The following is a 25,870-nucleotide window of genomic DNA, read 5'->3' as shown; positions in this document are numbered from 1 at the left end:
AATTGCGTGGAATTACTGATTTACCTCATCCTATTTTTACTGGTCTTGATTGTCTCAAGTACAACCAATAAGCTCCTGCCCTTTTTGCCCCTTCCTTTGGTGCAGATTCTTTTGGGAATTGTGATTGGTCTCTTTTTACCAAATACTGACTTTCACCTTAATACGGAGTTGTTTTTGGCCCTGGTTATCGGGCCCTTGCTTTTCCGAGAGTCTGAAGAAGCGGATATTACCGCTATTTTAAAACACTGGCGAATCATTGTCTATCTCATTTTTCCAGTGATTTTCATCTCGACCCTGAGTTTGGGTGGCTTGGCTCATCTTCTTTGGCTTGGCCTTCCATTGGCAGCTTGTTTGGCTGTTGGGGCAGCCCTTGGGCCTACGGATTTGGTGGCCTTTGCCTCTCTTTCGGAGCGCTTTAGCTTTCCTAAGCGCGTGTCCAATATCCTTAAAGGTGAAGGACTCTTGAACGATGCCTCTGGCTTGGTAGCATTTCAGGTTGCCTTGGCAGCTTGGACAACAGGAGCCTTTTCCCTTGGACAAGCTGGTAGTTCGCTCATCTTTTCAATCCTAGGCGGTTTTTTGATTGGCTTTTTAACGGCCATGACCAATCGTTTCCTCCATACTTTTTTGTTAAGTGTGCGCGCAACGGATATTGCAAGCGAACTTTTATTAGAATTGAGTTTGCCTCTGGTGACCTTCTTTTTAGCAGAAGAGGTGCACGTTTCAGGGATTATTGCCGTCGTGGTTGCGGGGATTTTAAAGGCAAGTCGCTTTAAGAAAATCACACTCCTCGAAGCCCAAGTGGATACGGTGACTGAGACAGTCTGGCATACAGTAACCTTTATGCTCAACGGTTCTGTCTTTGTGATTTTAGGGATGGAGTTGGAAATGATAGCAGAGCCTATCCTGACCAATCCAATCTATAATCCCTTGCTCTTACTGGTATCTCTTGTCGCCCTTACCTTTGTCCTCTTTGCCATTCGTTTTGTCATGATTTATGGCTATTATGCCTACAGGACACGCCGCCTCAAGAAAAAGTTAAATAAGTATATGAAGGATATGCTTCTCTTGACCTTCTCAGGTGTTAAGGGAACGGTGTCGATTGCTACGATTCTTCTGATACCAAGTGATTTAGAGCAGGAGTATCCTCTCTTACTTTTCCTTGTCGCAGGAGTGACGCTTGTCAGCTTTTTAACAGGCCTCTTGGTCTTGCCTCATCTTTCTGATGAACAAGAAGAAAGCAAGGACTATCTCATGCATATCGCCATTTTGAATGAAGTAACGATAGAATTGGAAAAAGAGTTGGAAGATACCAGAAATAAACTTCCCCTCTATGCGGCTATTGACAATTACCATGGACGTATTGAAAATCTCATTTTAAGCCAAGAAAACCAGGATGATCAAGAAGACTGGGCTGCCTTGAAACTCTTGATTCTTAGTATTGAAAGTGATGGATTGGAACAAGCCTACGAGGAAGGCAAGATAAGTGAGCGTGCTTATCGAGTTTACCAACGTTATTTAAAAAACATGGAACAAGGTATCAATCGCAAGTTTGCTTCACGAGTGACCTATTATTTCCTTGTTTCCTTGCGGATTTTACGTTTTCTTCTTCACGAAGTTTTTACTCTCGGAAAGACCTTCCGTAATTGGAAGAACAAGGAGCAAAGCCGTCTCCGTGCTCTTGATTATGACCAAATAGCAGAGCTCTATCTTGCCAATACAGAGATGATTATTGAAAGTTTGGAAAACCTGAAGGGAGTCTATAGACGCTCTTTGATTAGCTTCATGCAGGATTCTCGTCTCCGTGAAACAGCTATCATCACCAGTGGTGCTTTTGTCGAACGGGTTATCAATCGTGTCAAACCCAACAATATCGACGAAATGCTGAGAGGCTATTATCTGGAGCGCAAGTTGATTTTCGAATACGAAGAAAAACGATTGATTACGACCAAGTATGCCAAGAAGTTACGACAAAATGTGAATAACTTAGAGAACTATTCTCTGAAGGAAGCTGCCAATACCCTGCCTTATGATATGGTGGAATTGGTAAGAAGAAATTAGTTAATACTCTTCGAAAATCTCTTCAAAGCACGTCAGCTTTATCTGCAACCTTAAAGCGGTGCTTTGAGCAACCTGCGGCTAGCTTCCTAGTTTGCTCTTTGATTTTCATTGAGTATAAGATTGTAAGTGAAGGAGTGTGACATGAAAAAGTGGTGGAAAGAGCTGATAGACAAGCCTTTAGTAAAAGCTTTTTTGCATTATTATCAAGCATCAGATAGTGAGTTGACCAGTGTCGCAGTAGCCTACTATTGGCTGATTTCGATTTTTCCCCTGCTTTTGGTGGTGGTCAATATCCTCCCTTATTTTCAGATTCCTGTGGGAGAATTTCTGGGCTTTGTGAAAGACGTCCTGCCCCCAAGCCTCTATGAAGGTGTGGAAAAAATAGCCAGAGAAGTCTTGACGCAACCTTCAACAGGTTTATTGAGTTTTTCTGTTTTATCGGCGTTATGGAGTTTTTCAAAATCTATGAATTTCTTGCAAAAAGCTTTTAACAAGGCTTATGGCGTCGAAAAGAGTCGTGGACTTATTTCCCATCAGATGGTGAGTCTCCTAGTCAGTTTTGGCTTGCAGCTCCTCTTTGCTTTTGCCTTGTTTTTGAGCTTATTTGGGCAGATGATTTTGGATTTACTTGCTCATTATTGGACAAAAGATGGCATTATCTATCAGGTTTTACAAGGGTTGGCAGGTCCTCTGACTTACGCCCTCCTCTTTGCTATCTTAGTCATGCTTTATTATTTTCTTCCTAATCTATCTAACAGGAAAATTAGCTATACCCTACCAGGTAGTACCTTTGTTCTCTTAGTGATTTTGGTTCTACTAACTCTGTTTTCTAGTTATCTAAATTACTATGTCCATCATTTAGTGGACGTCCGAATTTTAGGTTCCGTTCTTCTTGTTGTTATGATGTTTTGGTTTATCTTGATTGCTAAAATTGTTATCCTAGGCGCGGTGATCAATGCCAGTGTGCAGAGTTTGAAAGATCCGAGCTTGAGAGCAGACTAACTATTTATCCATTACAAAACGCATAGTATCAAGGTTTTAATGCCTGATAATATGCGTTTTTGTGCTTTGATAGTTTTTTGTATAGTTTTTGTCCAAGATTTCTAAATCATCTGATTAAATTCCTATTTTTCCCTATCATTGTCCCTGTTTTTTCGAAAATGGAAGGAGTATAATAAATCTATCAATAAAATGATAGGAGGAACTTTATGGGTCATATTTTCTTTTTTCTAAGTGTCTTTTTGGCAGGGATTCTATCCTTCTTTTCTCCTTGTATCTTACCCTTACTACCAGTCTATGCAGGGGTGTTACTAGATGATAAGGATGGTGCTCAGGCTTCTAGTGGCAAATTTTCCATCTCAGTTACTAGTTTATTGCGAACGCTGGCCTTTATAGCGGGAATTTCCTTTATCTTTATTTTGCTGGGTTATGGAGCTGGTTTTTTAGGCGATTTGCTTTATGCTTCTTGGTTCCAATATGTGACAGGTGCGGTTATCATTCTCTTAGGCTTGCACCAGATGGAAATTCTACACTTTAAGGGGCTTTATAAGGAAAAGAGATTACAACTGCAAGGACAGGGGCAAAATGGTAAGGGCTATAGTCAGGCATTTTTGCTGGGCTTGACTTTTAGTTTTGCTTGGACGCCTTGTGTAGGGCCGGTTCTGGGGTCTGTTTTAGCTTTGGCGGCTTCAGGTGGCTCAGGTGCTTGGCAGGGAGCGGGTCTCATGTTGGTGTACACGTTGGGTTTGGCGCTACCATTCTTGCTTCTAGCTCTGGCCTCTAGTTATGTTTTGAAACATTTCCGAAAACTTCATCCTTATCTCGGAACCCTCAAAAAAGTGGGTGGTTTTCTCATTATTGTGATGGGGCTCTTGGTTCTGTTTGGAAATGCTTCAATTTTAAGTCAATTATTTGAATAAAATGGAAAGGAATATCAGTATGAAAAAATGGCAAACATGTGTTCTTGGAGCAGGTTCGCTCCTTTGTTTGACGGCTTGTTCAGGCAAGTCCATGACCAGTGAACACCAAATGAAAGATGAGATGAAGATGGAGCAGACAGCTAGCAAAACAAGCGTATCTAAAGGGAAAGAAGTCGCTGATTTTGAATTGACAGGAGTGGACGGCAAGACCTATCGCTTGTCTGATTACAAGGGCAAGAAAGTTTATCTCAAATTCTGGGCTTCTTGGTGTTCTATCTGTCTGGCTAGTCTTCCGGATACGGATGAAATCGCTAAAGAAGCTGGCGATGACTATGTGGTCTTGACGGTAGTGTCACCAGGACACAAGGGAGAACAAGCTGAAGCGGACTTTAAGAACTGGTACAAGGGCTTGGATTATAAAAATTTCCCAGTCCTAGTTGATCCATCAGGCAAACTTTTGGAAACTTATGGTGTCCGTTCTTACCCAACTCAAGCCTTTATAGATGGTGAAGGAAAATTGGTCAAAACGCAACCAGGTTTTATGGAAAAAGATGCAATTTTGCAAACTTTGAAGGAATTAGCCTAGGAGGTGTCCTATGAATGATAAGCTAAAAATCATCTTGTTGCTAGGAGTATTTTTCCTAGCCATAACCGGTTTCTATTTTCTATTGATGCGAAACGCAGGGCAGACAGATGCCTCGCAAATTGAGAAAGCGGCAGTCAGCCAAGGAGGAAAAACAGTGAAAAAAACAGAAATTAGTAAAGACGCAGACTTACACGAAATTTATCTAGCTGGGGGTTGTTTCTGGGGAGTGGAGGAATACTTCTCACGCGTTCCCGGGGTGACAGATGCCGTTTCAGGTTATGCAAATGGTAGAGGGGAAACAACCAAGTACGAATTGATCAACCAAACAGGACATGCAGAAACCGTCCATGTAACCTATGATGCTAATCAAATTTCCCTCAAGGAAATCCTGCTTCATTATTTCCGCATTATCAATCCAACCAGCAAAAATAAACAAGGAAATGATGTAGGAACCCAGTACCGTACCGGTGTTTATTACACAGATGACAAGGATTTAGAGGTGATTAACCAAGTCTTTGATGAAGTTGCTAAGAAATACGACCAACCTTTAGCAGTTGAAAAGGAGCCCTTGAAGAATTTTGTGGTGGCTGAGGATTATCACCAAGACTACCTCAAGAAAAATCCAAATGGCTACTGTCATATCAATGTTAATCAGGCGGCCTATCCCGTCATTGATGCCAGCAAATATCCTAAACCAAGTGATGAGGAATTGAAAAAGACCTTGTCACCTGAGGAGTATGCCGTTACCCAGAAAAATCAAACAGAACGAGCTTTTTCAAACCGCTACTGGGATAAATTTGAATCTGGTATCTATGTGGATGTAGCGACTGGCGAACCCCTCTTTTCATCAAAGGACAAGTTTGAGTCTGGTTGTGGCTGGCCTAGCTTCACCCAACCAATCAGTCCAGATGTTGCCACCTACAAGGAAGATAAGTCCTACAATATGACACGCATGGAAGTGCGGAGTCGAGTTGGTGATTCTCACCTTGGCCATGTCTTTACGGACGGTCCTCAGGACAAGGGGGGCTTGCGCTACTGTATCAATAGCCTTTCTATTCGCTTTATTCCTAAAGACCAAATGGCAGAAAAAGGCTATGCTTATTTACTAGATTATGTCGATTAAGAAGTCTTTCCTAAGCAGTTAGAGGAGAATTTTGCTATACTGATACTAGTAAGTGACAAAGGAGAGAAGCATGACCTACACAATCTTAATCGTAGAAGATGAGTATCTGGTAAGACAAGGCTTGACCAAGCTGGTCAATGTAGCAGCCTACGATATGGAAATCATTGGTCAGGCTGAAAATGGAAGGCAGGCTTGGGAATTGATTCAAAAGCAGGTGCCAGATATTATTTTAACCGATATTAACATGCCTCAGCTGAATGGCATCCAGTTGGCCAGTCTGGTCCGAGAAACCTATCCTCAGGTGCATTTGGTCTTTTTAACAGGCTATGATGATTTTGATTATGCCTTGTCTGCTGTCAAACTAGGTGTAGATGACTACCTGCTCAAACCCTTTTCCCGTCAGGACATTGAAGAAATGTTAGGGAAAATCAAGCAAAAGTTGGACAAGGAAGAGAAAGAAGAGCAGTTACAAGATTTATTGACTGATAAGTTTGAGGGAAATATGGCTCAGAAAATCCAGTCCCATCTGGCTGATAGCCAATTTAGTTTGAAGTCTTTAGCCAGTGATTTAGGTTTTAGTCCGACTTATCTGAGCTCCTTGATTAAGAAAGAGTTGGGGCTACCTTTTCAGGATTATCTGGTACGAGAGCGTGTCAAACAAGCCAAACTCTTACTTCTGACAACGGATTTAAAGATTTATGAGATTGCAGAGAAAGTTGGTTTTGAAGATATGAACTATTTTACCCAACGTTTTAAACAGATTGCAGGTGTGACCCCTCGTCAGTTTAAGAAGGGAGAAGGCCGATGAAGCGTTCTTCTCTCCTAGTCAGAATGGTTATTTCCATCTTTCTGGTCTTTCTCATTCTCCTAGCTCTGGTTGGGACTTTTTACTATCAATCGAGTTCCTCGGCCATTGAGGCTAGCATTGAGGGCAATAGCCAAACGACAATTAGCCAGACTAGCCACTTTATTCAGTCTTATATCAAAAAATTAGAAACTACCTCGAACAGTTTGGCCCAGCAGACGAATGTCCTAGCCTATGCTGAGAATCCCAGTCAAGACAAGGTCAAAGGAATTCGAGACCTATTTTTGACTATCTTGAAGGCAGATCAGGACTTGAAAGCTGTTGTATTGGTCACCAAATCAGGTCAGGTCATTTCTACAGATGACAGTGTGCAAATGAAAACTTCTTCTGATATGATGGCTGAGGATTGGTACCAAAAGGCCATTCATCAGGGGGCTAAGCCAGTTTTGACACCAGCTCGCAAATCAGACAGTCAGTGGGTTATTTCTATCACTCAGGAACTTCTTGATGCAAAGGGAGCCAATCTTGGTGTCCTTCGCTTGGATATTTCCTATGAAACTTTGGAAGCCTATCTCAACCAACTCCAGTTGGGGCAGCAGGGTTTTGCCTTTATCATCAATAAAAACCATGAATTCGTCTACCATCCTCAACACACAGTTTATAGTTCATCTAGCGAAATGGAGGCCATGAAACCCTATATCGAGACAGGGCAGGGCTACACTCTGGACCACAAATCCTACGTCAGTCAGGAACCGATTGCAGGAACTGATTGGACGGTTATAGGAGTTTCTTCGTTGGAAAAATTATCTCAAGTTCGGAGTCAGCTCTTGTGGACCTTGCTTGGGGCCAGTGTCACCTCTCTTTTTGCCTGTCTCTGCTTGGTGTGGTTCAGTCTCAAGCGTTGGATTGCCCCTTTGAAGGATTTGAGAGAAACCATGCTGGAAATTGCTTCTGGTACACAAAATCTTCGTGCTAAGGAGGCTGGTGCCTATGAACTGAGAGAAGTGACTCGCCAGTTCAATGCCATGTTGGATCAGATTGATCAGTTGATGGCAGATGTGCGCAGGCAGGAAGAAACGACCCGTCAGTATGAACTTCAAGCCCTGTCGAGTCAGATTAACCCCCATTTCCTCTATAACACCTTGGACACCATCATCTGGATGGCTGAATTTCAGGATAGCCAGCGAGTGGTTCAGGTGACCAAGTCTTTGGCAACCTATTTTCGCTTGGCACTCAATCAAGGTAAGGACTTGATTTGCCTGTCTGATGAAATCAATCATGTCCGCCAGTATCTCTTTATTCAGAAACAGCGTTATGGGGATAAGCTGGAATATGCAATTGATGAAAATCCTGCCTTTGATAATCTGGTCTTGCCCAAGCTGGTGTTACAACCCTTAGTAGAAAATGCTCTTTACCATGGCATTAAGGAAAAGGAAGGTCAGGGCCATATTAAACTTTCTGTCCAGAAACAGGATTCAGGATTGGTCATCCGTATTGAGGATGATGGCGTTGGCTTCCAAACTGCTGGCGATAGTAGTCAGAGTAACCTCAAACGTGGAGGAGTAGGCCTTCAAAATGTTGACCAGCGTCTTAAACTTCATTTTGGAGAACATTACCAGATGAAGATTGATTCTAGGCCCCAAAAAGGGACGAAAGTGGAAATATACATAAATAGAATATAAACTAGCTAACTCCCAGTCAATTCTGGGAGTTTTATGCGTAATTGGGCAAGCTTTCCAGGTTGTCTATCTTGCTAAAAACAAGAAAAAACGGTATGATAGAAGAGTGACAAAAGAGGTGACAGAGATGAACGAGACACAGATTCAAAGAGAAACACGTCAGGTATTAGAAGATGTTTTAGAGAAGGCCAATTTGAAGCAGGGGGCCCTTTTTGTTTTGGGCCTTTCTTCTAGTGAGGTGATAGGTGGTCAGATTGGCAAGGAATCTAGCCAAGAGATTGGTGAGCTGATAGTGGAGACTATCTTGGGTATTCTAGGTAGTAGAGGTATCCATTTAGCTGTTCAAGGTTGTGAACATGTCAATCGGGCCCTCGTTGTTGAACGTCAGGTTGCAGAGCAGTTTGGTCTGGAAATCGTCAGTGTCCTTCCGACTCTTCATGCAGGAGGTTCGGGTCAATTGGCAGCCTTCAAGTTTATGCAAGATCCAGTTGAAGTTGAATTTATCAAGGCTCATGCTGGATTGGATATCGGAGATACTGCAATTGGCATGCATGTCAAGCATGTTCAGGTTCCGATTCGCCCTCTTTTGAGAGAGATTGGTCATGCCCATGTAACGGCGCTGGCTAGTCGACCAAAATTAATCGGAGGTGCGCGTGCGCACTATCCGCAAGATTCTATTAGAAAGTCGTGAGAATGAATAAAGGAGATGAAAGTGTTTAAAAAAGACCGTTTTTCAATTCGTAAGATTAAGGGAGTTGTAGGTTCTGTATTTCTTGGAAGCCTTTTGATGGCTCCTTCTGTAGTGGACGCAGCTACCTATCACTATGTAGATAAAGAGGTTATTTCACAAGAAGCTAAAGATTTAATTCAGACAGGAAAGCCTGATGGGAATGAAGTTGTCTATGGTTTGGTGTATCAAAAAGACCAGCTGCCACAAACAGGGACAGAAGCATCTGTTTTGACAGCTTTTGGTTTGCTGACTGTTGGGAGCTTACTTTTAATCTACAAGAGAAAGAAAATTGCCAGCGTCTTTCTAGTTGGAGCTATGGGATTGGTAGTCCTTCCTAGTGCAGGGGCTGTAGACCCAGTTGCGACCCTAGCACCGGCTAGTCGAGAGGGTGTTGTTGAAATGGAGGGTTATCGCTATGTTGGTTATCTATCAGGTGACATCCTCAAAACGCTTGGCTTGGACACTGTTTTAGAAGAAGCCTCAGCTAAACCTGGAGAAGTGACTGTAGTCGAAGTTGAGAATCCCCAAGTAACAGCAAATCAGGAGCAAGCTAGGATAGAAAACCAAGTAGTAGAGACAGAGGAAGCACCTAAAACAGAAGAAAGTCCAAAGGAAGAACCAAAATCGGAGGTAAAACCTACTGACGACACCCTTCCTAAAGGAAAAGATGAAAAAGAAGTTTCAGCAGAACCAGCTCCAGTTGAAGAAGTAGGTGGAAAAGTTGAGTCAAAACCAGAGGAAAAAGTAGCAGTTAAGCCAGAAAGTCAATCATCAGACAAACCAGCTGAGGAATCAAAAGTTGCAACTCCAGTAGAACAACCAAAAGTCCCAGAACAACCCGTGCAACCTACACAACCGGAGCAACCAAGGATACCAAAAGAATCATCACAACCAGAAGATCCTAAAGAGGATAAGGTATCGGAAGAGACACCGAAACAAGAAGATGCACAGCCAGAAGTAGTAAAAACAAAAGATGAGGCTGCTAATCAACCTGTTGAAGAACCAAAAGTTGAAACGCCTGCTGTAGAAAAACAAACAGAACCATCTGAGGAACCAAAAGTTGAACAAGCAGGTGAACCAGTCGCGCCAAGTGAAGACGAAAAGGCACCAGTCTCTCCAGAAAAGCAACCAGAAGTTTCTAAAGAAGAGAAGACTGCGGAAGAAACACCGAAACAAGAAGAGTCAACTCCAGATACCAAGGTTGAAGAAACTGTAGAACCAAAAGAGGAGACCAAAACAGTTAAGGGGACGCAAGAAGAAGGCAAAGAAGGTCAAGCACCAGTACAAGAAGTAACCCCAGAATATAAAGTAACAACAGGTACAGTTGAGAAGTCTACCGAAAGTGAATTAGATTTCACAACAGAAGTAGTTCCGGATGACACAAAATATGTAGATGAAGAAGTAGTTGAAACCCCTGGTTCTAAAGGTATTCAAGTTACGAAAACAACTTACGAAACAGTGGAAGGTGTAGAGACAGATAAAGTTCTTTCTACAACTACAGAAGTAAAAACTCCTGCTGTTCCTAAAGTCGTTAAAAAAGGAACGAAACCAATTGAAGGAACTCTTGTAGAAGAAAGTCTTGAAAAGATTCCATTCGAAGAAAAGATTGAAGAAGATGCTCAACTGAAAAAAGGTTCAGAAGTCGTAGCTCAAGAAGGTAAAGAAGGTCAGAAAAAAATTACCAAGACCTTTAATACCATTAAGGGAGTTAAAACAGAAGACGCTCCAAAAGTTACAGAGGAAGTCATTGAGGCCCCTCAAGACCGAATTTTGAAACGTGGTACAAAGAGCTTTGAAAAACCTGTTTTGACCATCACAGCAGTTGAGTCTAAGGATTTGAAGCGTACTTCAGATGTTAAATACAGTTTAGAAAATCCAAGTAAGGCAACCATTAAATCTATCACCCTAACTCTGAAAAAAGGTGATGAGATTGTCAAAACTTTGAATGTTTCACCAGACGACTTGACCACTACCTTGACAGATTTGCAATACTATAAGGATTATAAACTTGAAACGAAGATGGTTTATGACCGTGGTGAGGGTGATGAGGAAGTAGTTCTGAAAGAAGAGCCTCTAAGAATTGACCTCAAAAAAGTTGAAATAAAAGATATTATAAGAACGGATTTAATTAAATATGAAAACCAAGTTGAAACTGATGAAACTCGATTGACTTCAGTGCCAACTGATTTGTCAAACTATTATCTAAAAGTTACCTCTAATGACCATAAGACCAATCTACTAGCGGTGCAAAAAATTGAAGAGTCAACAATTGATGGAAAACAAGTCTACAAGGTAATAGCAGTAGCGGATAACTTGGTCAAACGTAATGTCGATAATCGCTTTGAAGAAACTTATACCTACTATATTGAAAAACCCAAAGCTAGTCAGGCTGGTATTTTCTACGACTTTGAAGAATTGATCCAAGCCATTCAGACAAATCCTGCCGGTGAATTTAAACTGGGTCAAAGTATGAGCGCTCGTAACGTTGTTCCTAAAGGGAAATCTTACATTACTTCGGAGTTTACTGGTAAACTATTGAGTGATGGTGATAAACGCTATGCTATCCATAATTTGGAACATCCTTTATTCGATAAGATTAAGGCTGGAACTGTTAAAAATATAAATTTTGAGAATATTGATATTGATGTATCTAATCAAGATAATATCGCTACAATAGCAAATGAAATCAGTGGAACGACACGTATAGAAAATATCAAAGCAACCGGAACCATAACAGCTAGAAATAATGTTGCTGGGTTCGTAAATAACATAAAAGAAGACGCTACTTTAGAAAATGTGGCATTTATCGGTAGTATAAATTCTGTTGGTAACAACTCGACAGTTGGAGGTATTGCCGGTTCTAACTATATGGGGTTTGTTAATAGAGCCTACGTTGATGCTACTATTACAGCAAATAACGCAAATGCAAGTATGCTTGTTCCTTTTGTTCAATATAAAGCTCATAGCTGGCTATCAGGGACAAAAGGAAAACTTACAAACTCTGTAGCAAAAGGTATTCTTGATGTTAAAAATACTAGAAACGTTGGAGGTATTGTCTCTAAAACATGGCCATATGGAGCTGTACAAGACAACGTAACATATGCTAAAGTAATCAAAGGTCATGAAATATTTGGTTCTAACGATGTTAATGATGAAGATGCAAATCCTTTTGTATCTAATCTATTTGGAGTTATTGGATATAGCTCTTCTGAAGATGGAACTGGTAAAGATACTAAAAATCTAAGTAAATTAAAACACTTAACTAAAGACGAAGCTGATGCTCGTGTTGCTGGTTACAATATTACAGCTGATAAATTCGTAAGTGAACCTTATGAATTGAACAAATTGAATAATGTTAGCAGTCGTGAAGCAGCTTACGAATCTATTCAAGATTATAATGCAGACTATAAGCTTGCTTATAAGAATATTGAAAAACTACAACCATTCTATAACAAAGATTTTATCGTTAATCAAGCTAATAAACTAGATAAGAACAACAAGTTAAATACTAAAGAGATTCTATCGGTTACTCCTATGAACAATAATAACTTTGTAACTGATTTAAGTGATGCAAACAAAATTATCGTTCATTATGCTGATGGAACAAAAGACTACTTCAACCTATCTTCTAGTGATGAAGGTCTAAGTAATGTTAGAGAATACACTATAACTGACTTAGGTATTAAATATACACCTAATATCGTTCAAAAAGATCATAGTGCTTTAATTAACGGTATCGTAAATATCTTAAGCCCTATCGAGCTTCAATCTAATCCAATTTACCAAAAACTTGGCAGAACAGGGCCTAATAGAGTAAATGCAATTAAAGACCTTTATTTAGAAGAAAGTTTTGACCATGTAAAAGCTAATTTAAACATATTAGTAACTAAATTAGTTGAAAATGAAGATCATCAACTTAATAATTCTTCTGCAGCTCAACAAATGATTCTTGATAAAGTTGAGAAAAATAAAGCTGCCCTATTATTAGGTTTAACATACTTAAACCGTTACTACGGTGTTAAATTCGATGATGTTAACATTAAAGAATTAATGTTATTCAAACCAGATTTCTATGGTAAAAATGTAAGTGTATTAGATAGATTAATTGAAATCGGTTCAAGGGAAGATAACCTTAAAGGTCATCGGACTCAAGATGCCTTTAGAGAAATTTTAGCTAAAAATACTCGTTCTGCTAATCTTATAGACTTCTTAAGATATAACATGGAACTCTTTACATCTGATACAAACCTAAATGATTGGTTTATTCACTCCACTGAAGGTAAGGTTTATGTAGCAGAACGTCAGTCACGTGAAGAATCTATTACAACTGCTAAGTATCGTGCTTTTGACAATTTATCTCGCGGATACCATCAAAAGATGATTTTACCGCTCCTTAACCTTAAACAAACCCAAGCATTCTTGATATCGACCTACAATACTATATCATTTGGGACTGCTAATAAATACAATACCACACTGGATAAGTGGAAGGATAATATTAATTTGGCTGCAGACAGACAAATTAACTATCTTGATTTCTGGTATCGTTTAGCAACAGATGCGGTAAAAAATAAGCTTGTCAAAGATATTGTAACTCCAGTATGGGAAGGTTACCAAGTTTGGGGTCATAAATGGGGGCAATGGATGGATAAATATGGTAAGTTCGAAGATGGAACAGGCATTTATCCACCTACTCGTGAGCTTTACGGTCCTGTCGGTGAGCATTACGGTCCTAATGGAGCTGTTGCTGGGGCATATGCTACATATTATGATGACAAGAATGATACTCGAGCTAAAGTTGTATTTGTTATGTCTGATATGATTAGTGAATATGGTGCGTCTGCATTTACGCATGAGACTACTCATATAAATGACCGCGTAGCTTACTATGGAGGATACACGCATCGTGAAGGAACATTCTTAGAAGCCTTTGCTCAAGGAATGTTACAGTCCCCAGCGGAACATGGACACCAAGGTGAATATGGCGCCCTTGGATTAAATATGGCATTTGAACGTTCAAATGATGGTAATCAATGGTACAACTATAACCCTAATAAGCTTCAATCACGAGAAGCTATTGATAAATATATGAAGAACTATAATGAAGCTCTGATGATGTTAGATTCTCTTGAAGCTGAAGCGGTCTTATCTAAACATATTACAGATAATAGCGTATGGTTTAAAAAAGTAGATAAAGAATATCGTACAAAAGATGAATATAACAAAAATTTAGTAGCACCTAATCAATGGGATCGTGTTCGTGATTTAACTGACGAAGAGAAAATAAAAACTTTATCGACAATCAATGATTTAGTTGATAATAACTTTGCAACTAAACATGGTGTAGGTAATGGTAGATATCGCCCTGAAGACTTCGGTTCTGCATATGTTAATGTTAATATGATGGCTGGTATCTATGGAGGTAACTCAAGCGATGGTGCGCCAGGTGCCTTATCATTTAAACACAATGCCTTCCGTATGTGGGGTTATTATGGATATGAAAATGGATTCATCGGATATGTTTCTAATAAATATAAATCTGAAGCCAATAAAGAAAAACAATCAACATTGAGTGATAAATTTATTATTGATAAAGTTTCTGGTGGTACTTTCAAAACCCTGGAAGAATGGAAAAAAGCTTGGTATGGAGAAGTTCTTACAAAAGCTCAAAGAGGATTTACAGAAATTAATATTGACGGTGAAAATATCTCTACATATAGTAGACTTCAGGAATTATTCAATGCAGCTGTAGCTAAAGATTTACAAGAGTTAAATGACCCTAAAATTAAAGATAAATATAGAAATACTGTGAAACTTAAAGAAAAAGTATACAAACAACTCCTTAAAAACACAGACGGTTTCTCTGGTGATCTATTTACTGCACCACAAGCATAAGGATGAATAAAATCGTAAAAAGGTAGATCAGCTTTGTCTGTATCTGCCTTTTTATGCTATACTTAAGGTATGCATAGAAAAACAGTGATTGATTTTAGGGACTTGGGGGAAAGATACACCTTTACCAAGCCGATTAAAGAGTTAAAAACGAGAAATGTAGCAGAAGTGGTTGATTTACTGGCACAAGTGGAAAGATACCAAGAGCAAGGATATTATGTGGTGGGCTATGTCAGCTACGAGGCTGCACCTGCTTTTGAGGAGAAATTAGCAGTTCATAAAGCTCCTTTACTGGGAGAGTACCTGCTATATTTTACAGTTCATGATAGGGTAGAAACATCTCCTATTCCTCTGACTTATGATGAGGTTGATTTGCCTTCAAATTGGCAGGAAGTGACGTCTGCAGAGGATTATGAAAAGGCGATTGCCCAGATTCACCATCATTTGCGGCAGGGAGACACCTATCAGGTCAACTACACCGTTCAACTTAAGCAAGATTTAAGTGCCAATCCGTTCGCCATCTACAATCGTATGGTGGTAGAGCAGGAGGCGGGTTACAATGCTTATGTGGAACATGACGAAATGGCAGTGATTTCCATGAGCCCAGAGCTCTTTTTTGAGCAAAATCACCGTGAGTTGACAACGCGACCAATGAAGGGAACGACTCAGCGTGGGGTCACCAACCATGAAGACCTTGCCCAAGCTAGTTGGTTAGAACAGGATCCCAAAAATCGCTCTGAAAACATGATGATTGTGGACCTCTTGCGCAACGATATGAACCGTATTTCTGAAGTGGGCAGTGAGTATGTGGAGCGTCTGTGTCAGGTAGAACAGTATTCGACTGTCTGGCAGATGACTTCAACCATCAAGAGTCAGTTGCGAGAGAACATTGACCTTGTTGAAATATTCCGTTCTCTATTTCCTTGCGGTTCCATAACGGGAGCACCAAAAATTGCGACAATGGAGATTATCAAGGACTTGGAGCCACAACCGCGCGGAGTCTACTGTGGAACGATTGGTCTCTTGCTTCCAAATGGACGACGGATTTTCAATGTTGCCATTCGGACGATTCAACTGCATCAAGGGAAAGCCATCTATGGAGTTGGCGGAGGAATTACATGGGATAGCACTTGGGAATCTGAATACCGTGAGGTTCATCAAAAGGCGGCTGTTCTCTATCGTAAACAAGCTCGTTTCAAACTGATTACTACAGGAAAAATCAGCCAGAAGTGCTTGCTGTTTGAAGAACAACATTTGGAAAGACTGAGAAAAGCTAGTCGATATTTTGCTTATCCTTTTGACCCAGAAATTTTGAGACAAAAGATTGAAGCAGAGTGTCAGGATTGTGACATTGATCAAGACTATCGCTTGCGAATTTCTCTCAGTAAGTCTGGAGAGATAGAACTTAGTCGACAAATCTTAACACCTCTTAGTCTACATTTTTGTCAGGCCAAACTTTCCCTTCAGGAAGCCAATTTGCAACAAGCATTTACCTATTTCAAAACGAGTCACCGACCGCACTTAAATCTAGGTAAACAGGAAATCATTTACCATAATGTAGCAGGAGAACTATTGGAAACCTCTATCGGAAATTTAGTTTTGAAAATCGCTGGGAAACTCTACACACCGCCTATTCGACTTGGTATCTTGCCAGGAATTTACCGTCAGTATTTACTAGAAACAGGACAAGTAGAAGAGAAAGTCTTGACCTTGGCAGATTTAGCCCAAGCAGAAGCTATTTACGGCTGTAATGCAGTGAGAGGCTTGTATGAATTAAACCTAGAGGAGAATTAGATGAAACTGATATTTTTACACGGTTTAGGGCAGTCAGCAGAGTCTTGGAAAGAAGTTCGGAATCTACTGATAGATTATCCTTCTGAGGCTATTGAGTTATTTCCTTCTGGAGTTAGCAGCTATCAAAAAGCCAAGGAGCGAGTTTATCAACACCTAGCTCAAGAGACAGAACCTTTTGTTTTGATTGGATTGTCCTTAGGTGCTGCCCTGGCATTAGAACTATCTAGTTACGATTTACCAAATCTTCGAGCTTTGATTCTATCAGGATGCCCACTTAAATTGTCCGGTAATATCCTATTTTATCTTCAGTTGCTGATTTTTAAGCTACTTCCCAAAAGGGTATTTGAAAAACAGGGGGCAGACAAGACTTTTATAATAGGTATTTCCAAAGAGTTGAAGACACTTGATTTAACGGATATAGCAGGGACTTGCCCCTATCCAACCTTACTAATTTGTGGAAGCAAAGATAAACCGAATCTTAGTTCTATGAGAAGTCTTCATAAACTAATATCAGAATCCCAATTTCAGATTATCCCAGACGGCCCTCATGTCTTGAATAAGGAAAAACCAAAGGAGTTTGTAGAAAAGACCAGAAGTTTCCTTGAATTGCTGAAATAAGTTTGATAAAATAATATTGAAATCGATAACATTGTTATAGGAGAAGGAAATGAATAGACGTCTATTTTTAAAAATGAGTCTGGCTACCTTGCCAGTTTTAGCCTTGTTTTCACAACCTGTGTTAGCAGAAGAAAACATTCATTTTTCTAGTTGTAAAGAAGCTTGGGCGAATGGATACGCAGATATTCACGAGGGAGAACCTGGGTATTCTGCCAAGTTAGACCGCGATCATGATGGTGTGGCTTGTGAATTGAAAAATGCCCCTAAGGGTGCCTTTAAAGCAAAACAAGCGGCTACAACTCAAACTGATACAACTTCATCCACAGCAAGTGGCTGGGTTAAGCAAGATGGTACTTGGTATTACTTTGATGGAAATGGCAATCCAGTGAAAAATGCATGGCAGGGAAGCTATTACCTGAAAGAAGATGGTCAAATGGCACAGAGCGAATGGATTTATGATTCTTCCTATCAAGCTTGGTATTATTTGAAATCAGATGGATCTTATGCAAAGAATGCATGGCAAGGAGCTTACTACCTTAAGTCAAACGGTAAAATGGCACAAGGTGAGTGGGTTTATGACTCTTCTTATCAAGCCTGGTATTACTTGAAATCAGATGGTTCATACGCTCGCAATGCATGGCAAGGAAATTACTATTTGAAATCAGATGGTAAAATGGCTAAGAATGAGCGAGTTGATGGAGGCCGCTACTATGTAGATGCCTCAGGTCTCTGGAAACCATAAATCAGATAAAATTCAGAAAGTTAATGCAAACCTTTGCATAAGTAAATGAATTTTGTTATACTAGTACTGTAAGCATTTTCAATTACTACAAAATGAAAAAGGAGAATATGATGAGTCAAAAGATTATTGGGATTGACCTTGGTGGAACTTCTATCAAATTTGCAATCTTAACAACAGCAGGAGAAATCCAAGAAAAATGGTCTATCAAGACTAACATTTTGGATGAGGGAAGTCATATCGTTGATGATATGATTGAGTCTATTCAACATCGTTTGGACTTGCTTGGATTAGTAGCAGCGGACTTCCAAGGTATTGGAATGGGATCACCAGGTGTGGTTGACCGTGAAAAAGGGACTGTTATCGGTGCCTACAACCTCAACTGGAAAACCCTTCAACCAATCAAAGAAAAAATTGAAAAAGCCTTGGGTATTCCATTCTTCATCGATAATGATGCCAACGTGGCAGCTCTTGGTGAACGCTGGATGGGTGCTGGTGATAACCAACCAGACGTGGTCTTTATGACACTCGGTACTGGTGTTGGTGGTGGTATCGTTGCAGAAGGCAAATTGCTTCACGGTGTTGCTGGTGCAGCAGGTGAGCTTGGCCATATCACTGTTGACTTTGACCAACCAATCGCATGTACCTGTGGTAAAAAAGGCTGTCTTGAGACAGTTGCTTCAGCAACAGGGATTGTCAACTTGACTCGTCGCTATGCTGATGAATACGAAGGCGATGCAGCCTTGAAACGCTTGATTGATAATGGAGAAGAAGTAACTGCTAAGACTGTCTTTGATCTTGCAAAAGAAGGAGACGACCTTGCCTTGATCGTTTATCGTAACTTCTCACGTTACTTGGGTATTGCTTGTGCCAACATTGGTTCAATCCTAAACCCTTCAACAATCGTCATCGGTGGTGGTGTATCAGCTGCAGGGGAATTCCTTCTACAAGGTGTTCAAAAAGTCTATGATGAAAATAGCTTCCCACAAGTACGTACATCTACTAAATTAGCTCTTGCAACTCTAGGAAATGACGCTGGAGTTATCGGAGCAGCATCACTTGTATTGCAATAAGATAATGAGAGAGGAAAATGCTAACCTAGAGTTAGTAATGTTCCTCTTTTATTTTTTATGCTATACTAGTTAGGACAATGAATGAGGTGAGAGTAAATGACAAAAGCAGATACGATTTTTAAAGAGAATATTGAACGCATTCTAAAGGAAGGTGTTTTCTCAGAGCAGGCTCGTCCTAAGTACAAGGATGGGAATGTTGCTAATTCCAAGTATGTAACTGGTGCCTTTTCCGAGTACGACTTATCTAAAGGAGAATTTCCTATCACAACCTTGCGTCCCATTGCAATCAAATCCGCCATCAAAGAAGTTCTCTGGATTTACCAAGACCAGTCAAATAGCTTAGAAGTGCTTAATGACAAGTACAATGTTCACTACTGGAATGACTGGGAAGTTGGAGACACGGGAACCATTGGTGAGCGCTATGGTGCCGTTGTTAAGAAACACGACATTATCAATAAGCTTCTCAAACAGTTGGAAACCAATCCTTGGAACCGCCGCAATATTATTTCTCTCTGGGATTACCAAGCTTTCGAAGAAACAGATGGGCTGCTCCCGTGCGCCTTTCAGACCATGTTTGATGTTCGGCGTGTTGATGGGGAAATCTATCTGGATGCGACCTTGACCCAGCGCTCCAATGATATGCTGGTGGCCCACCACATCAACGCTATGCAGTATGTGGCTTTGCAGATGATGATTGCCAAACATTTTGGCTGGAAGGTTGGGAAGTTCTTCTACTTCATCAACAACCTCCATATCTATGATAATCAATTTGAACAAGCTCAGGAATTACTCCGTCGTGAGCCGTCAAATTGCCAACCACGTTTGGTCTTGAATGTGCCAGATAAGACCAATTTTTTTGATATTAAAGCAGAGGACTTTGAGTTAGTGGATTATGACCCTGTCAAGCCACAGTTGAAGTTTGACCTAGCTATTTAATATTCTTCGAAAATCTCTTCAAACCACGTCAGCGTCGCTTCATCTACAACCTCAAAACCATGTTTTGAGCTGACTTCGTCAGCCTTATATATGACCTCAAAGCAGTGCTTTGAGCAACCTGCGGCTAGCTTCCTAGTTAGTATAAAAGAATAGAAAAAAGAAGTTGAGAATAATCCCAACTTCTTTTGTTTCTTAACGTGATACGCGGCGGCGAGCTGCTTTTTTACGATTTTCTTCGATGAAAGCTGCTTTTTGCTCTTCTGGTTCGATTACTTTCTTTTTAAATGCGTATACTGCACCTGCAACTGCAGCGACAGTTCCTGCGACACCTGTTACAAGACCTTTAGCAAATCCTTTAGCCATGAGTCTTCCTCCTTTATCTTCTTAATCAGCCAGCCTCCTTAAGAGGTCACATTTTTCTGACTGACCTTTTTGTGTTATAATAATAGTAACGAAAAAATGGGAATTTTTCAAGGAAAAAAGATGAAAACAAAAATAATTGTGATTGTTGGGCCAACTGCTGTTGGAAAAACGGCTCTTGCCATTGAAGTCGCAAAGCGTTTTAATGGCGAAGTGGTTAGCGGTGATAGTCAGCAGGTTTACCGAGATTTAGATATTGGGACAGCTAAGGCTAGTCCAGAAGAACAGGCAGCTGTTCCCCATCATTTAATCGATGTTAGAGAGGTAACCGAGTCATACTCGGCTTTTGATTTTGTTTCAGAAGCTAAGATGGCGATTGAGGATATTCACAGCCGTGGCAAGTTAGCCATTATAGCTGGTGGAACTGGGCTTTATATCCAGAGCTTGTTGGAAGGTTACCATCTAGGTGGGGAAACTCCCCATGAGGAGATTTTAGCTTATCGGGCTAGTTTGGAGCCTTATACAGATGAGGAATTAGCTCATCTGGTGGAGCAAGCAGACCTTGAAATTCCTCAGTTTAATCGTCGTCGTGCGATGCGTGCCTTGGAAATTGCCCATTTTGGTCAGGAATTGGCAAATCAAGAGACCTTGTATGAACCATTGATTATCTGCTTGGATGATGAGCGCAGTCAATTATATGAACGTATCAATCGCCGCGTGGATTTGATGTTTGAGTCTGGGCTTTTGGATGAGGCCAAGTGGCTCTTTGACCATTACCCTGATGTGCAGGCTGCTAAAGGAATTGGCTACAAGGAACTCTTTCCTTACTTCCGTGGAGAGCAGACCTTGGAGGATGCTAGTGAGAGTCTCAAACAGGCGACCCGTCGTTTTGCCAAGCGTCAGTTGACCTGGTTCCGTAATCGCATGCAGGTCACCTTTTATCAGATTGGAGAATCTGGTGTGCAAGACCGCATTTTAAGCCAGATAGAGGAGTTTTTAGATGATTGATACGGAGAAAAAAGAGGAACGCGTCCTGCTCATCGGCGTGGAATTGCAGGGCATGGACAATTTTGACCTCTCTATGGAAGAATTGGCCAGTTTAGCCAAGACAGCTGGAGCAGTCGTTGTAGATAGTTATAGACAAAAACGTGAAAAGTATGACTCCAAGACCTTCGTCGGCTCTGGTAAGTTGGAAGAAATTGCGCTCATGGTGGATGCAGAAGAGATTACCACTGTCATTGTCAACAACCGTTTGACTCCGCGACAAAATGTCAATCTGGAGGAAGTTCTGGGTGTCAAGGTCATTGACCGTATGCAGTTGATTCTAGATATCTTTGCCATGCGGGCTCGAAGTCATGAAGGCAAACTCCAAGTGCATTTGGCTCAGTTAAAATATCTCTTGCCGCGCTTGGTTGGTCAGGGAATTATGCTCAGCCGTCAGGCAGGGGGAATTGGTTCCCGTGGACCTGGTGAAAGCCAGCTGGAACTGAACCGTCGTAGTGTACGTAATCAAATCACAGATATCGAGCGCCAGCTCAAGGTGGTTGAGAAAAATCGGGCGACAGTCAGAGAAAAACGTCTGGAGTCGAGCACCTTTAAGATTGGTTTGATTGGTTACACCAATGCTGGGAAATCAACTATCATGAACACCTTGACCAGCAAGACCCAGTATGAGGCAGACGAGCTCTTTGCGACCCTGGATGCGACAACCAAGAGTATCCATCTGGGAGGCAATCTCCAAGTAACCTTGACTGATACTGTTGGCTTTATCCAAGATTTGCCGACAGAGTTGGTGTCCAGTTTCAAGTCAACCTTGGAAGAAAGCAAGCATGTGGATCTTCTGGTTCATGTTATCGATGCCAGCAATCCTTACCACGAGGAGCATGAGAAAACGGTTCTGTCCATCATGAAAGATTTGGATATGGAAGATATTCCTCGCCTGACCCTTTATAATAAAGCGGATTTGGTGGAGGATTTTACGCCGACCCAAACGCCATACGCCCTCATTTCTGCCAAGTCTGAGGATAGTCGTGAGAATTTGCAGGCTTTGTTTTTAGAGAAAATCAAGGATATTTTTGAGAGATTTACCCTACGCGTGCCTTTTTCGAAGTCCTACAAGATTCATGATCTAGAAAGTGTTGCGATTCTGGAAGAACGTGATTATCAGGAAGACAGCGAAGTGATTACAGGCTACATTTCTGAGAAAAATAAATGGAGGTTAGAGGAATTTTATGACTGATATTAAAACGTTGGCTCTAAAGTATGGGGGCTATACAAGTCTGGATAAGGTCTATCTGGATCAACTTCTAGCTGGTAAAACAGAGCAGGAGCAGTTGGCACTCATCACTCCTCCGCCAAGTGTGGTCAATGCCTACTTTGCAGAACTCTACCAGAAAAAGAGCCCTGAAGCTGCGACGGATTATTTTGCAGAACTCAGTCAGGAATTGAATCTCTACAATGCTGAGCCAAGTTTCACATTTGAAAACAAGCCTTTTATCCGGCTCAATCTGTCTGGTAAATCCTTTGGTTTTTGTTATGAGAGTGAGGGACTGGGTCGAATTTTCTCTGAAAATGAGGAGAAGATTTCAGATGACTTGCTTTTTGAGATTGCCCAAATTTTTCCTCATCAACTAGTCTTTGCAGAGTCTGGAAAGATTTATATGAAGCCTGTCGGAGATGAGGAAGTTGTGAACGTGGAAAGTCTCACAGCTTTGACTGATTTAGAAAGCTTGGCTGATGGTCGCAAACGTCTCAAAGGCTACAGCCAAGAGGATTTACTGCAAGAAGCTGCTTCTTTTTCGGGCAAGCGCTATTTCCGATCGGAAAACCGCACAGCCATGTTATATATTGATTAATTAGAAAGTATCGAATGGATATTCAATTTTTAGGAACGGGGGCTGGTCAGCCCTCTAAAGCCCGCAATGTTTCAAGTCTCGCCCTGAAACTCTTGGACGAGATTAACGAAGTTTGGCTCTTTGACTGTGGAGAAGGAACGCAAAATCGCATTCTGGAAACCACAATTCGACCACGTAAGGTCAGCAAAATCTTTATCACCCATCTGCATGGAGACCACATTTTTGGCTTGCCAGGATTCCTTTCTAGCCGTGCCTTTCAGGCAAATGAAGAGCAGACAGATTTGGAAATCTATGGACCGCAAGGGATCAAGTCATTTGTCTTAACCAGTCTACGTGTGTCAGGTTCTCGCCTGCCTTACCGTATTCATTTTCATGAGTTTGACCAAGATTCTCTAGGAAAAATCCTTGAGACCGATAAATTCACTGTGTATGCAGAGGAGTTGGACCACACTATTTTCTGTGTTGGTTATCGTGTTATCCAAAAGGACCTAGAAGGAACGCTGGATGCTGAAAAACTCAAGGCTGCTGGAGTCCCATTTGGTCCACTTTTTGGGAAAATCAAAAACGGTCAGGATGTTGTCCTAGAAGACGGAACTGAAATCAAGGCAGCTGACTATATCTCAGCTCCTCGTCCAGGTAAAATTATCACTATTCTCGGTGATACCCGTAAAACTAGTGCCAGTGTGCGTCTGGCTGTTAACGCGGATGTTCTTGTCCATGAGTCCACTTATGGCAAGGGCGATGAGAAAATTGCCCGTAATCATGGTCACTCAACCAATATGCAGGCAGCGGAGGTCGCAGTAGAAGCAGGTGCTAAACGTCTCCTGCTCAACCATATCAGTGCCCGTTTCCTCTCAAAAGATATTAGCAAGCTCAAGAAAGACGCGGGCACAATTTTTGAAAATGTGCATGTAGTCAAAGACTTGGAAGAAGTGGAAATCTAAAGGATTGAGAAAGGATAAGTATGCCTACTATTCTTATTACAGGAGCTAGTGGTGGTCTAGCCCAAGAAATGGTCAAACTTTTACCAGAAGACCAACTCATCTTGCTTGGTAGAAATAAAGAAAAATTAGCTCAACTCTACGGAAATCATCCCCATGCAGAATTGATTGAAATCGATATTACCGATGATTCAGCTTTAGAATCCCTAGTAACTGACCTCTATCTCCGCTATGGCAAGATTGATGTCTTGATTAACAACGCTGGTTACGGGATTTTCGAGGAATTTGACCAGATTTCTGACCAAGATATTCACCAGATGTTCGAGGTCAATACCTTTGCTCTGATGAATCTGTCTCGTCGCCTTGCGGCTCGAATGAAGGAAAGTCGAAAAGGCCATATCATCAATATCGTTAGCATGGCAGGTCTGATTGCTACTGGCAAGTCCAGCCTTTACTCAGCGACCAAGTTTGCAGCTATTGGTTTTTCAAATGCTTTGCGCCTAGAACTTATGTCCTACGGCGTTTATGTAACGACGGTCAATCCAGGACCAATCCGTACAGGATTTTTTGACCAGGCCGACCCAGATGGAACCTATCTCAAGTCTGTTGAACGGTTCCTGTTGAAACCAGATGCAGTGGCTAAAAAGATTGTCAAGATTATAGGAAAAAACAAACGAGAACTCAATCTACCGATGTTGTTGAACCTAGCCCATAAGTTTTATACCCTCTTTCCCAAGTTAGCTGATAAGCTGGCAGGGGAAACTTTTAATTATAAATAAAAAAGAACCAATGCGTAGGTTGTTGCTGGCCTGCATATTGGTTCTTATCATTTCTCAACTATCAAACTGGACTTCTTCTAGGAGATAGTCGATAAAGCGTTCGCCCATCTTAGAGAGGCTGGTTTTTTCATGCTGGATATAGACTAGCTCAATTGGGTCGTCAATGTCCAGTGGGATGGAAACGATGTTGTCTCCGTTGAGATTACTGTTCAAAATCCCCGTCGCAATGGTATAACCATCTAAACCAATTAAGAGATTAAAGAGGGTGGCACGGTCACTAACCACGATGGATTTCTTGTGGTGTTCTTGGGAAAGGATTTCCTCTGAGAAGTAGAAGGAATTGTGTGTTCCCTGGTCATAGCTGAGGTAAGGAAAGTTTTCCAAATCAGACAGTTTCACCTTGTCTTTCTTGGCCAGAGGGTTGGTCTTGCTGACAAAGATATGGGGCTGGGCTGTGAAGAGATGGTGAGCCAGCAGGTGGTTGTCATCCAGCATTTTTGTTAAAACATCACGGTTGTAGCTGTTTAGGAAGAGGACACCGACCTCACTACGGAAGTTCTTGACGTCGTCGATAATCTCCCAAGTCCGCGTTTCACGAAGGAAGAGCTCGTATTTTTCCATATCGCTTTTCTTGAGTAGTGATACAAAGGCATTGACCACAAAGGCATAGTGCTGGGAGGAAACGCTAAAGAGTTCGCGGTGGGCGACAGGATTTTTATAGCGTTCCTCCAGAAGCTGGGTTTGCTCTACAACCTGACGGGCATAGGAGAGAAACTCCATCCCATCACGGGTCAAGGTAATACCCTTGGGATTGCGGATAAAGATCTCAATGCCCATCTCATTTTCCAAATCTCTCACAGCATTGGAAAGACTAGGCTGAGTGATAAAGAGCTGTTTGGCTGCTTCATTCATGGAGCCAGTTTCGACGATTTTGATAATATAATGTAATTGTTGAATTCTCATGTTTTTATTGTACCACA

21 protein-coding genes and 1 pseudogene are annotated in these 25,870 nt (G+C 41.2%); 19 read left to right on the top strand and 3 right to left on the bottom strand.

Features of this window, described 5'->3' with window-relative positions:
• The first annotated feature begins 6 nt into the window (after nt 1-6).
• From WKI23_RS02545 to WKI23_RS02480, 14 genes and pseudogenes are all read left to right on the top strand, one after another.
• Nucleotides 7-2,061 carry a sodium:proton antiporter gene (locus WKI23_RS02545; RefSeq protein WP_368078851.1) on the top strand — a complete coding sequence of 685 codons (2,055 nt, stop codon included), beginning with the start codon at nt 7-9 and terminating at the stop codon, nt 2,059-2,061.
• Between the two features lie 141 nt (nt 2,062-2,202).
• Nucleotides 2,203-3,063, top strand: coding sequence for a YihY/virulence factor BrkB family protein (locus WKI23_RS02540; RefSeq protein ID WP_368078850.1), 861 nt, complete (start codon nt 2,203-2,205; stop codon nt 3,061-3,063).
• A gap of 206 nt (nt 3,064-3,269) precedes the next feature.
• Nucleotides 3,270-3,980, top strand: a complete 711-nt coding sequence (gene ccdA2, locus WKI23_RS02535) for a thiol-disulfide oxidoreductase-associated membrane protein CcdA2 (protein WP_368078849.1) — start codon at nt 3,270-3,272, stop codon at nt 3,978-3,980.
• 19 nt (nt 3,981-3,999) lie between these two features.
• Nucleotides 4,000-4,566, top strand: coding sequence for a redoxin family protein (locus tag WKI23_RS02530; protein WP_368078848.1), 567 nt, complete (start codon nt 4,000-4,002; stop codon nt 4,564-4,566).
• Nucleotides 4,567-4,576: 10 nt separating this feature from the next.
• Complete coding sequence (msrB, locus tag WKI23_RS02525; RefSeq protein ID WP_368078847.1) at nt 4,577-5,689, top strand: peptide-methionine (R)-S-oxide reductase MsrB; 1,113 nt, start codon at nt 4,577-4,579, stop codon at nt 5,687-5,689.
• 70 nt (nt 5,690-5,759) lie between these two features.
• Nucleotides 5,760-6,497 carry a response regulator transcription factor gene (locus WKI23_RS02520; RefSeq protein ID WP_004261873.1) on the top strand — a complete coding sequence of 246 codons (738 nt, stop codon included), beginning with the start codon at nt 5,760-5,762 and terminating at the stop codon, nt 6,495-6,497.
• The gene (locus WKI23_RS02515; RefSeq protein ID WP_368078846.1) at nt 6,494-8,176 is read left to right on the top strand and encodes a sensor histidine kinase; all 1,683 of its coding nucleotides are present in this window, start codon (nt 6,494-6,496) and stop codon (nt 8,174-8,176) included. The genes WKI23_RS02520 and WKI23_RS02515 overlap by 4 nt, the downstream gene beginning before the upstream one ends.
• A 124-nt stretch (nt 8,177-8,300) precedes the next feature.
• On the top strand, nt 8,301-8,864 hold the full coding sequence (locus WKI23_RS02510; protein ID WP_050253203.1) for a TIGR01440 family protein: 564 nt from the start codon (nt 8,301-8,303) through the stop codon (nt 8,862-8,864).
• 21 nt (nt 8,865-8,885) lie between these two features.
• The gene (locus WKI23_RS02505) at nt 8,886-14,798 is read left to right on the top strand and encodes a ZmpA/ZmpB/ZmpC family metallo-endopeptidase (RefSeq protein WP_368078845.1); all 5,913 of its coding nucleotides are present in this window, start codon (nt 8,886-8,888) and stop codon (nt 14,796-14,798) included.
• A gap of 69 nt (nt 14,799-14,867) precedes the next feature.
• On the top strand, nt 14,868-16,589 hold the full coding sequence (gene pabB, locus WKI23_RS02500) for an aminodeoxychorismate synthase component I (RefSeq protein ID WP_368078844.1): 1,722 nt from the start codon (nt 14,868-14,870) through the stop codon (nt 16,587-16,589).
• Nucleotides 16,590-17,207, top strand: a complete 618-nt coding sequence (locus tag WKI23_RS02495; protein WP_368078843.1) for an alpha/beta hydrolase — start codon at nt 16,590-16,592, stop codon at nt 17,205-17,207.
• A gap of 49 nt (nt 17,208-17,256) precedes the next feature.
• Nucleotides 17,257-17,943: pseudogene (locus tag WKI23_RS02490) on the top strand (excalibur calcium-binding domain-containing protein); the annotation flags it as partial.
• Between the two features lie 116 nt (nt 17,944-18,059).
• The gene (locus tag WKI23_RS02485) at nt 18,060-19,019 is read left to right on the top strand and encodes an ROK family glucokinase (RefSeq protein ID WP_000078563.1); all 960 of its coding nucleotides are present in this window, start codon (nt 18,060-18,062) and stop codon (nt 19,017-19,019) included.
• Nucleotides 19,020-19,115: 96 nt separating this feature from the next.
• Complete coding sequence (locus tag WKI23_RS02480) at nt 19,116-19,955, top strand: thymidylate synthase (RefSeq protein WP_368078842.1); 840 nt, start codon at nt 19,116-19,118, stop codon at nt 19,953-19,955.
• Here WKI23_RS02480 and WKI23_RS02475 read toward each other — a convergent pair.
• Nucleotides 19,952-20,134, bottom strand: a complete 183-nt coding sequence (locus tag WKI23_RS02475; protein ID WP_368078841.1) for a hypothetical protein — start codon at nt 20,132-20,134, stop codon at nt 19,952-19,954. The genes WKI23_RS02480 and WKI23_RS02475 overlap by 4 nt on opposite strands.
• 13 nt (nt 20,135-20,147) lie before the next feature.
• Nucleotides 20,148-20,318, bottom strand: a complete 171-nt coding sequence (locus WKI23_RS02470; RefSeq protein ID WP_001051780.1) for a DUF3042 family protein — start codon at nt 20,316-20,318, stop codon at nt 20,148-20,150.
• Nucleotides 20,319-20,438: 120 nt separating this feature from the next.
• Here WKI23_RS02470 and miaA point away from each other — a divergent pair, with 120 nt between their 5' ends.
• The 5 genes from miaA to WKI23_RS02445 are packed head-to-tail and all read left to right on the top strand — an operon-like array spanning nt 20,439 to nt 24,890.
• Complete coding sequence (miaA, locus tag WKI23_RS02465; protein WP_368078840.1) at nt 20,439-21,323, top strand: tRNA (adenosine(37)-N6)-dimethylallyltransferase MiaA; 885 nt, start codon at nt 20,439-20,441, stop codon at nt 21,321-21,323.
• Nucleotides 21,316-22,554, top strand: a complete 1,239-nt coding sequence (gene hflX, locus WKI23_RS02460; RefSeq protein ID WP_368078839.1) for a GTPase HflX — start codon at nt 21,316-21,318, stop codon at nt 22,552-22,554. Before miaA ends, hflX begins: the two co-directional genes overlap by 8 nt.
• Nucleotides 22,547-23,170, top strand: a complete 624-nt coding sequence (locus WKI23_RS02455) for a cystathionine beta-lyase (protein ID WP_368078838.1) — start codon at nt 22,547-22,549, stop codon at nt 23,168-23,170. Before hflX ends, WKI23_RS02455 begins: the two co-directional genes overlap by 8 nt.
• A 14-nt stretch (nt 23,171-23,184) precedes the next feature.
• Nucleotides 23,185-24,114, top strand: coding sequence for a ribonuclease Z (rnz, locus tag WKI23_RS02450; protein WP_368078837.1), 930 nt, complete (start codon nt 23,185-23,187; stop codon nt 24,112-24,114).
• Between the two features lie 20 nt (nt 24,115-24,134).
• Nucleotides 24,135-24,890, top strand: coding sequence for an SDR family oxidoreductase (locus WKI23_RS02445; RefSeq protein ID WP_368078836.1), 756 nt, complete (start codon nt 24,135-24,137; stop codon nt 24,888-24,890).
• 54 nt (nt 24,891-24,944) lie between these two features.
• On the opposite strand, the gene WKI23_RS02440 is transcribed toward WKI23_RS02445, so the two are convergent.
• Nucleotides 24,945-25,853, bottom strand: coding sequence for a LysR family transcriptional regulator (locus WKI23_RS02440; protein ID WP_001222592.1), 909 nt, complete (start codon nt 25,851-25,853; stop codon nt 24,945-24,947).
• Nucleotides 25,854-25,870: the final 17 nt, after the last annotated feature.

Source organism: Streptococcus pseudopneumoniae (assembly GCF_038148955.1).
Classification (GTDB): domain Bacteria; phylum Bacillota; class Bacilli; order Lactobacillales; family Streptococcaceae; genus Streptococcus; species Streptococcus pseudopneumoniae_T.
Note: the sequence above shows the minus strand (reverse complement) of the source record. Positions and strands in the feature narration are given on the sequence as shown.

Excerpts from the sequence above, each read along its gene's own strand:
- WKI23_RS02540 (WP_368078850.1), top strand. The coding sequence starts at position 2,203 with ATGAAAAAGTGGTGGAAAGAGCTGATAGACAAGCCTTTAGTAAAAGCT.
- ccdA2 (WP_368078849.1), top strand. The coding sequence starts at position 3,270 with ATGGGTCATATTTTCTTTTTTCTAAGTGTCTTTTTGGCAGGGATTCTA.
- WKI23_RS02530 (WP_368078848.1), top strand. The coding sequence starts at position 4,000 with ATGAAAAAATGGCAAACATGTGTTCTTGGAGCAGGTTCGCTCCTTTGT.
- msrB (WP_368078847.1), top strand. The coding sequence starts at position 4,577 with ATGAATGATAAGCTAAAAATCATCTTGTTGCTAGGAGTATTTTTCCTA.
- WKI23_RS02520 (WP_004261873.1), top strand. The coding sequence starts at position 5,760 with ATGACCTACACAATCTTAATCGTAGAAGATGAGTATCTGGTAAGACAA.
- WKI23_RS02515 (WP_368078846.1), top strand. The coding sequence starts at position 6,494 with ATGAAGCGTTCTTCTCTCCTAGTCAGAATGGTTATTTCCATCTTTCTG.
- WKI23_RS02510 (WP_050253203.1), top strand. The coding sequence starts at position 8,301 with ATGAACGAGACACAGATTCAAAGAGAAACACGTCAGGTATTAGAAGAT.
- pabB (WP_368078844.1), top strand. The coding sequence starts at position 14,868 with ATGCATAGAAAAACAGTGATTGATTTTAGGGACTTGGGGGAAAGATAC.
- WKI23_RS02495 (WP_368078843.1), top strand. The coding sequence starts at position 16,590 with ATGAAACTGATATTTTTACACGGTTTAGGGCAGTCAGCAGAGTCTTGG.
- WKI23_RS02485 (WP_000078563.1), top strand. The coding sequence starts at position 18,060 with ATGAGTCAAAAGATTATTGGGATTGACCTTGGTGGAACTTCTATCAAA.
- WKI23_RS02480 (WP_368078842.1), top strand. The coding sequence starts at position 19,116 with ATGACAAAAGCAGATACGATTTTTAAAGAGAATATTGAACGCATTCTA.
- WKI23_RS02470 (WP_001051780.1), bottom strand. The coding sequence starts at position 20,318 with ATGGCTAAAGGATTTGCTAAAGGTCTTGTAACAGGTGTCGCAGGAACT.
- miaA (WP_368078840.1), top strand. The coding sequence starts at position 20,439 with ATGAAAACAAAAATAATTGTGATTGTTGGGCCAACTGCTGTTGGAAAA.
- hflX (WP_368078839.1), top strand. The coding sequence starts at position 21,316 with ATGATTGATACGGAGAAAAAAGAGGAACGCGTCCTGCTCATCGGCGTG.
- WKI23_RS02455 (WP_368078838.1), top strand. The coding sequence starts at position 22,547 with ATGACTGATATTAAAACGTTGGCTCTAAAGTATGGGGGCTATACAAGT.
- rnz (WP_368078837.1), top strand. The coding sequence starts at position 23,185 with ATGGATATTCAATTTTTAGGAACGGGGGCTGGTCAGCCCTCTAAAGCC.
- WKI23_RS02445 (WP_368078836.1), top strand. The coding sequence starts at position 24,135 with ATGCCTACTATTCTTATTACAGGAGCTAGTGGTGGTCTAGCCCAAGAA.
- WKI23_RS02440 (WP_001222592.1), bottom strand. The coding sequence starts at position 25,853 with ATGAGAATTCAACAATTACATTATATTATCAAAATCGTCGAAACTGGC.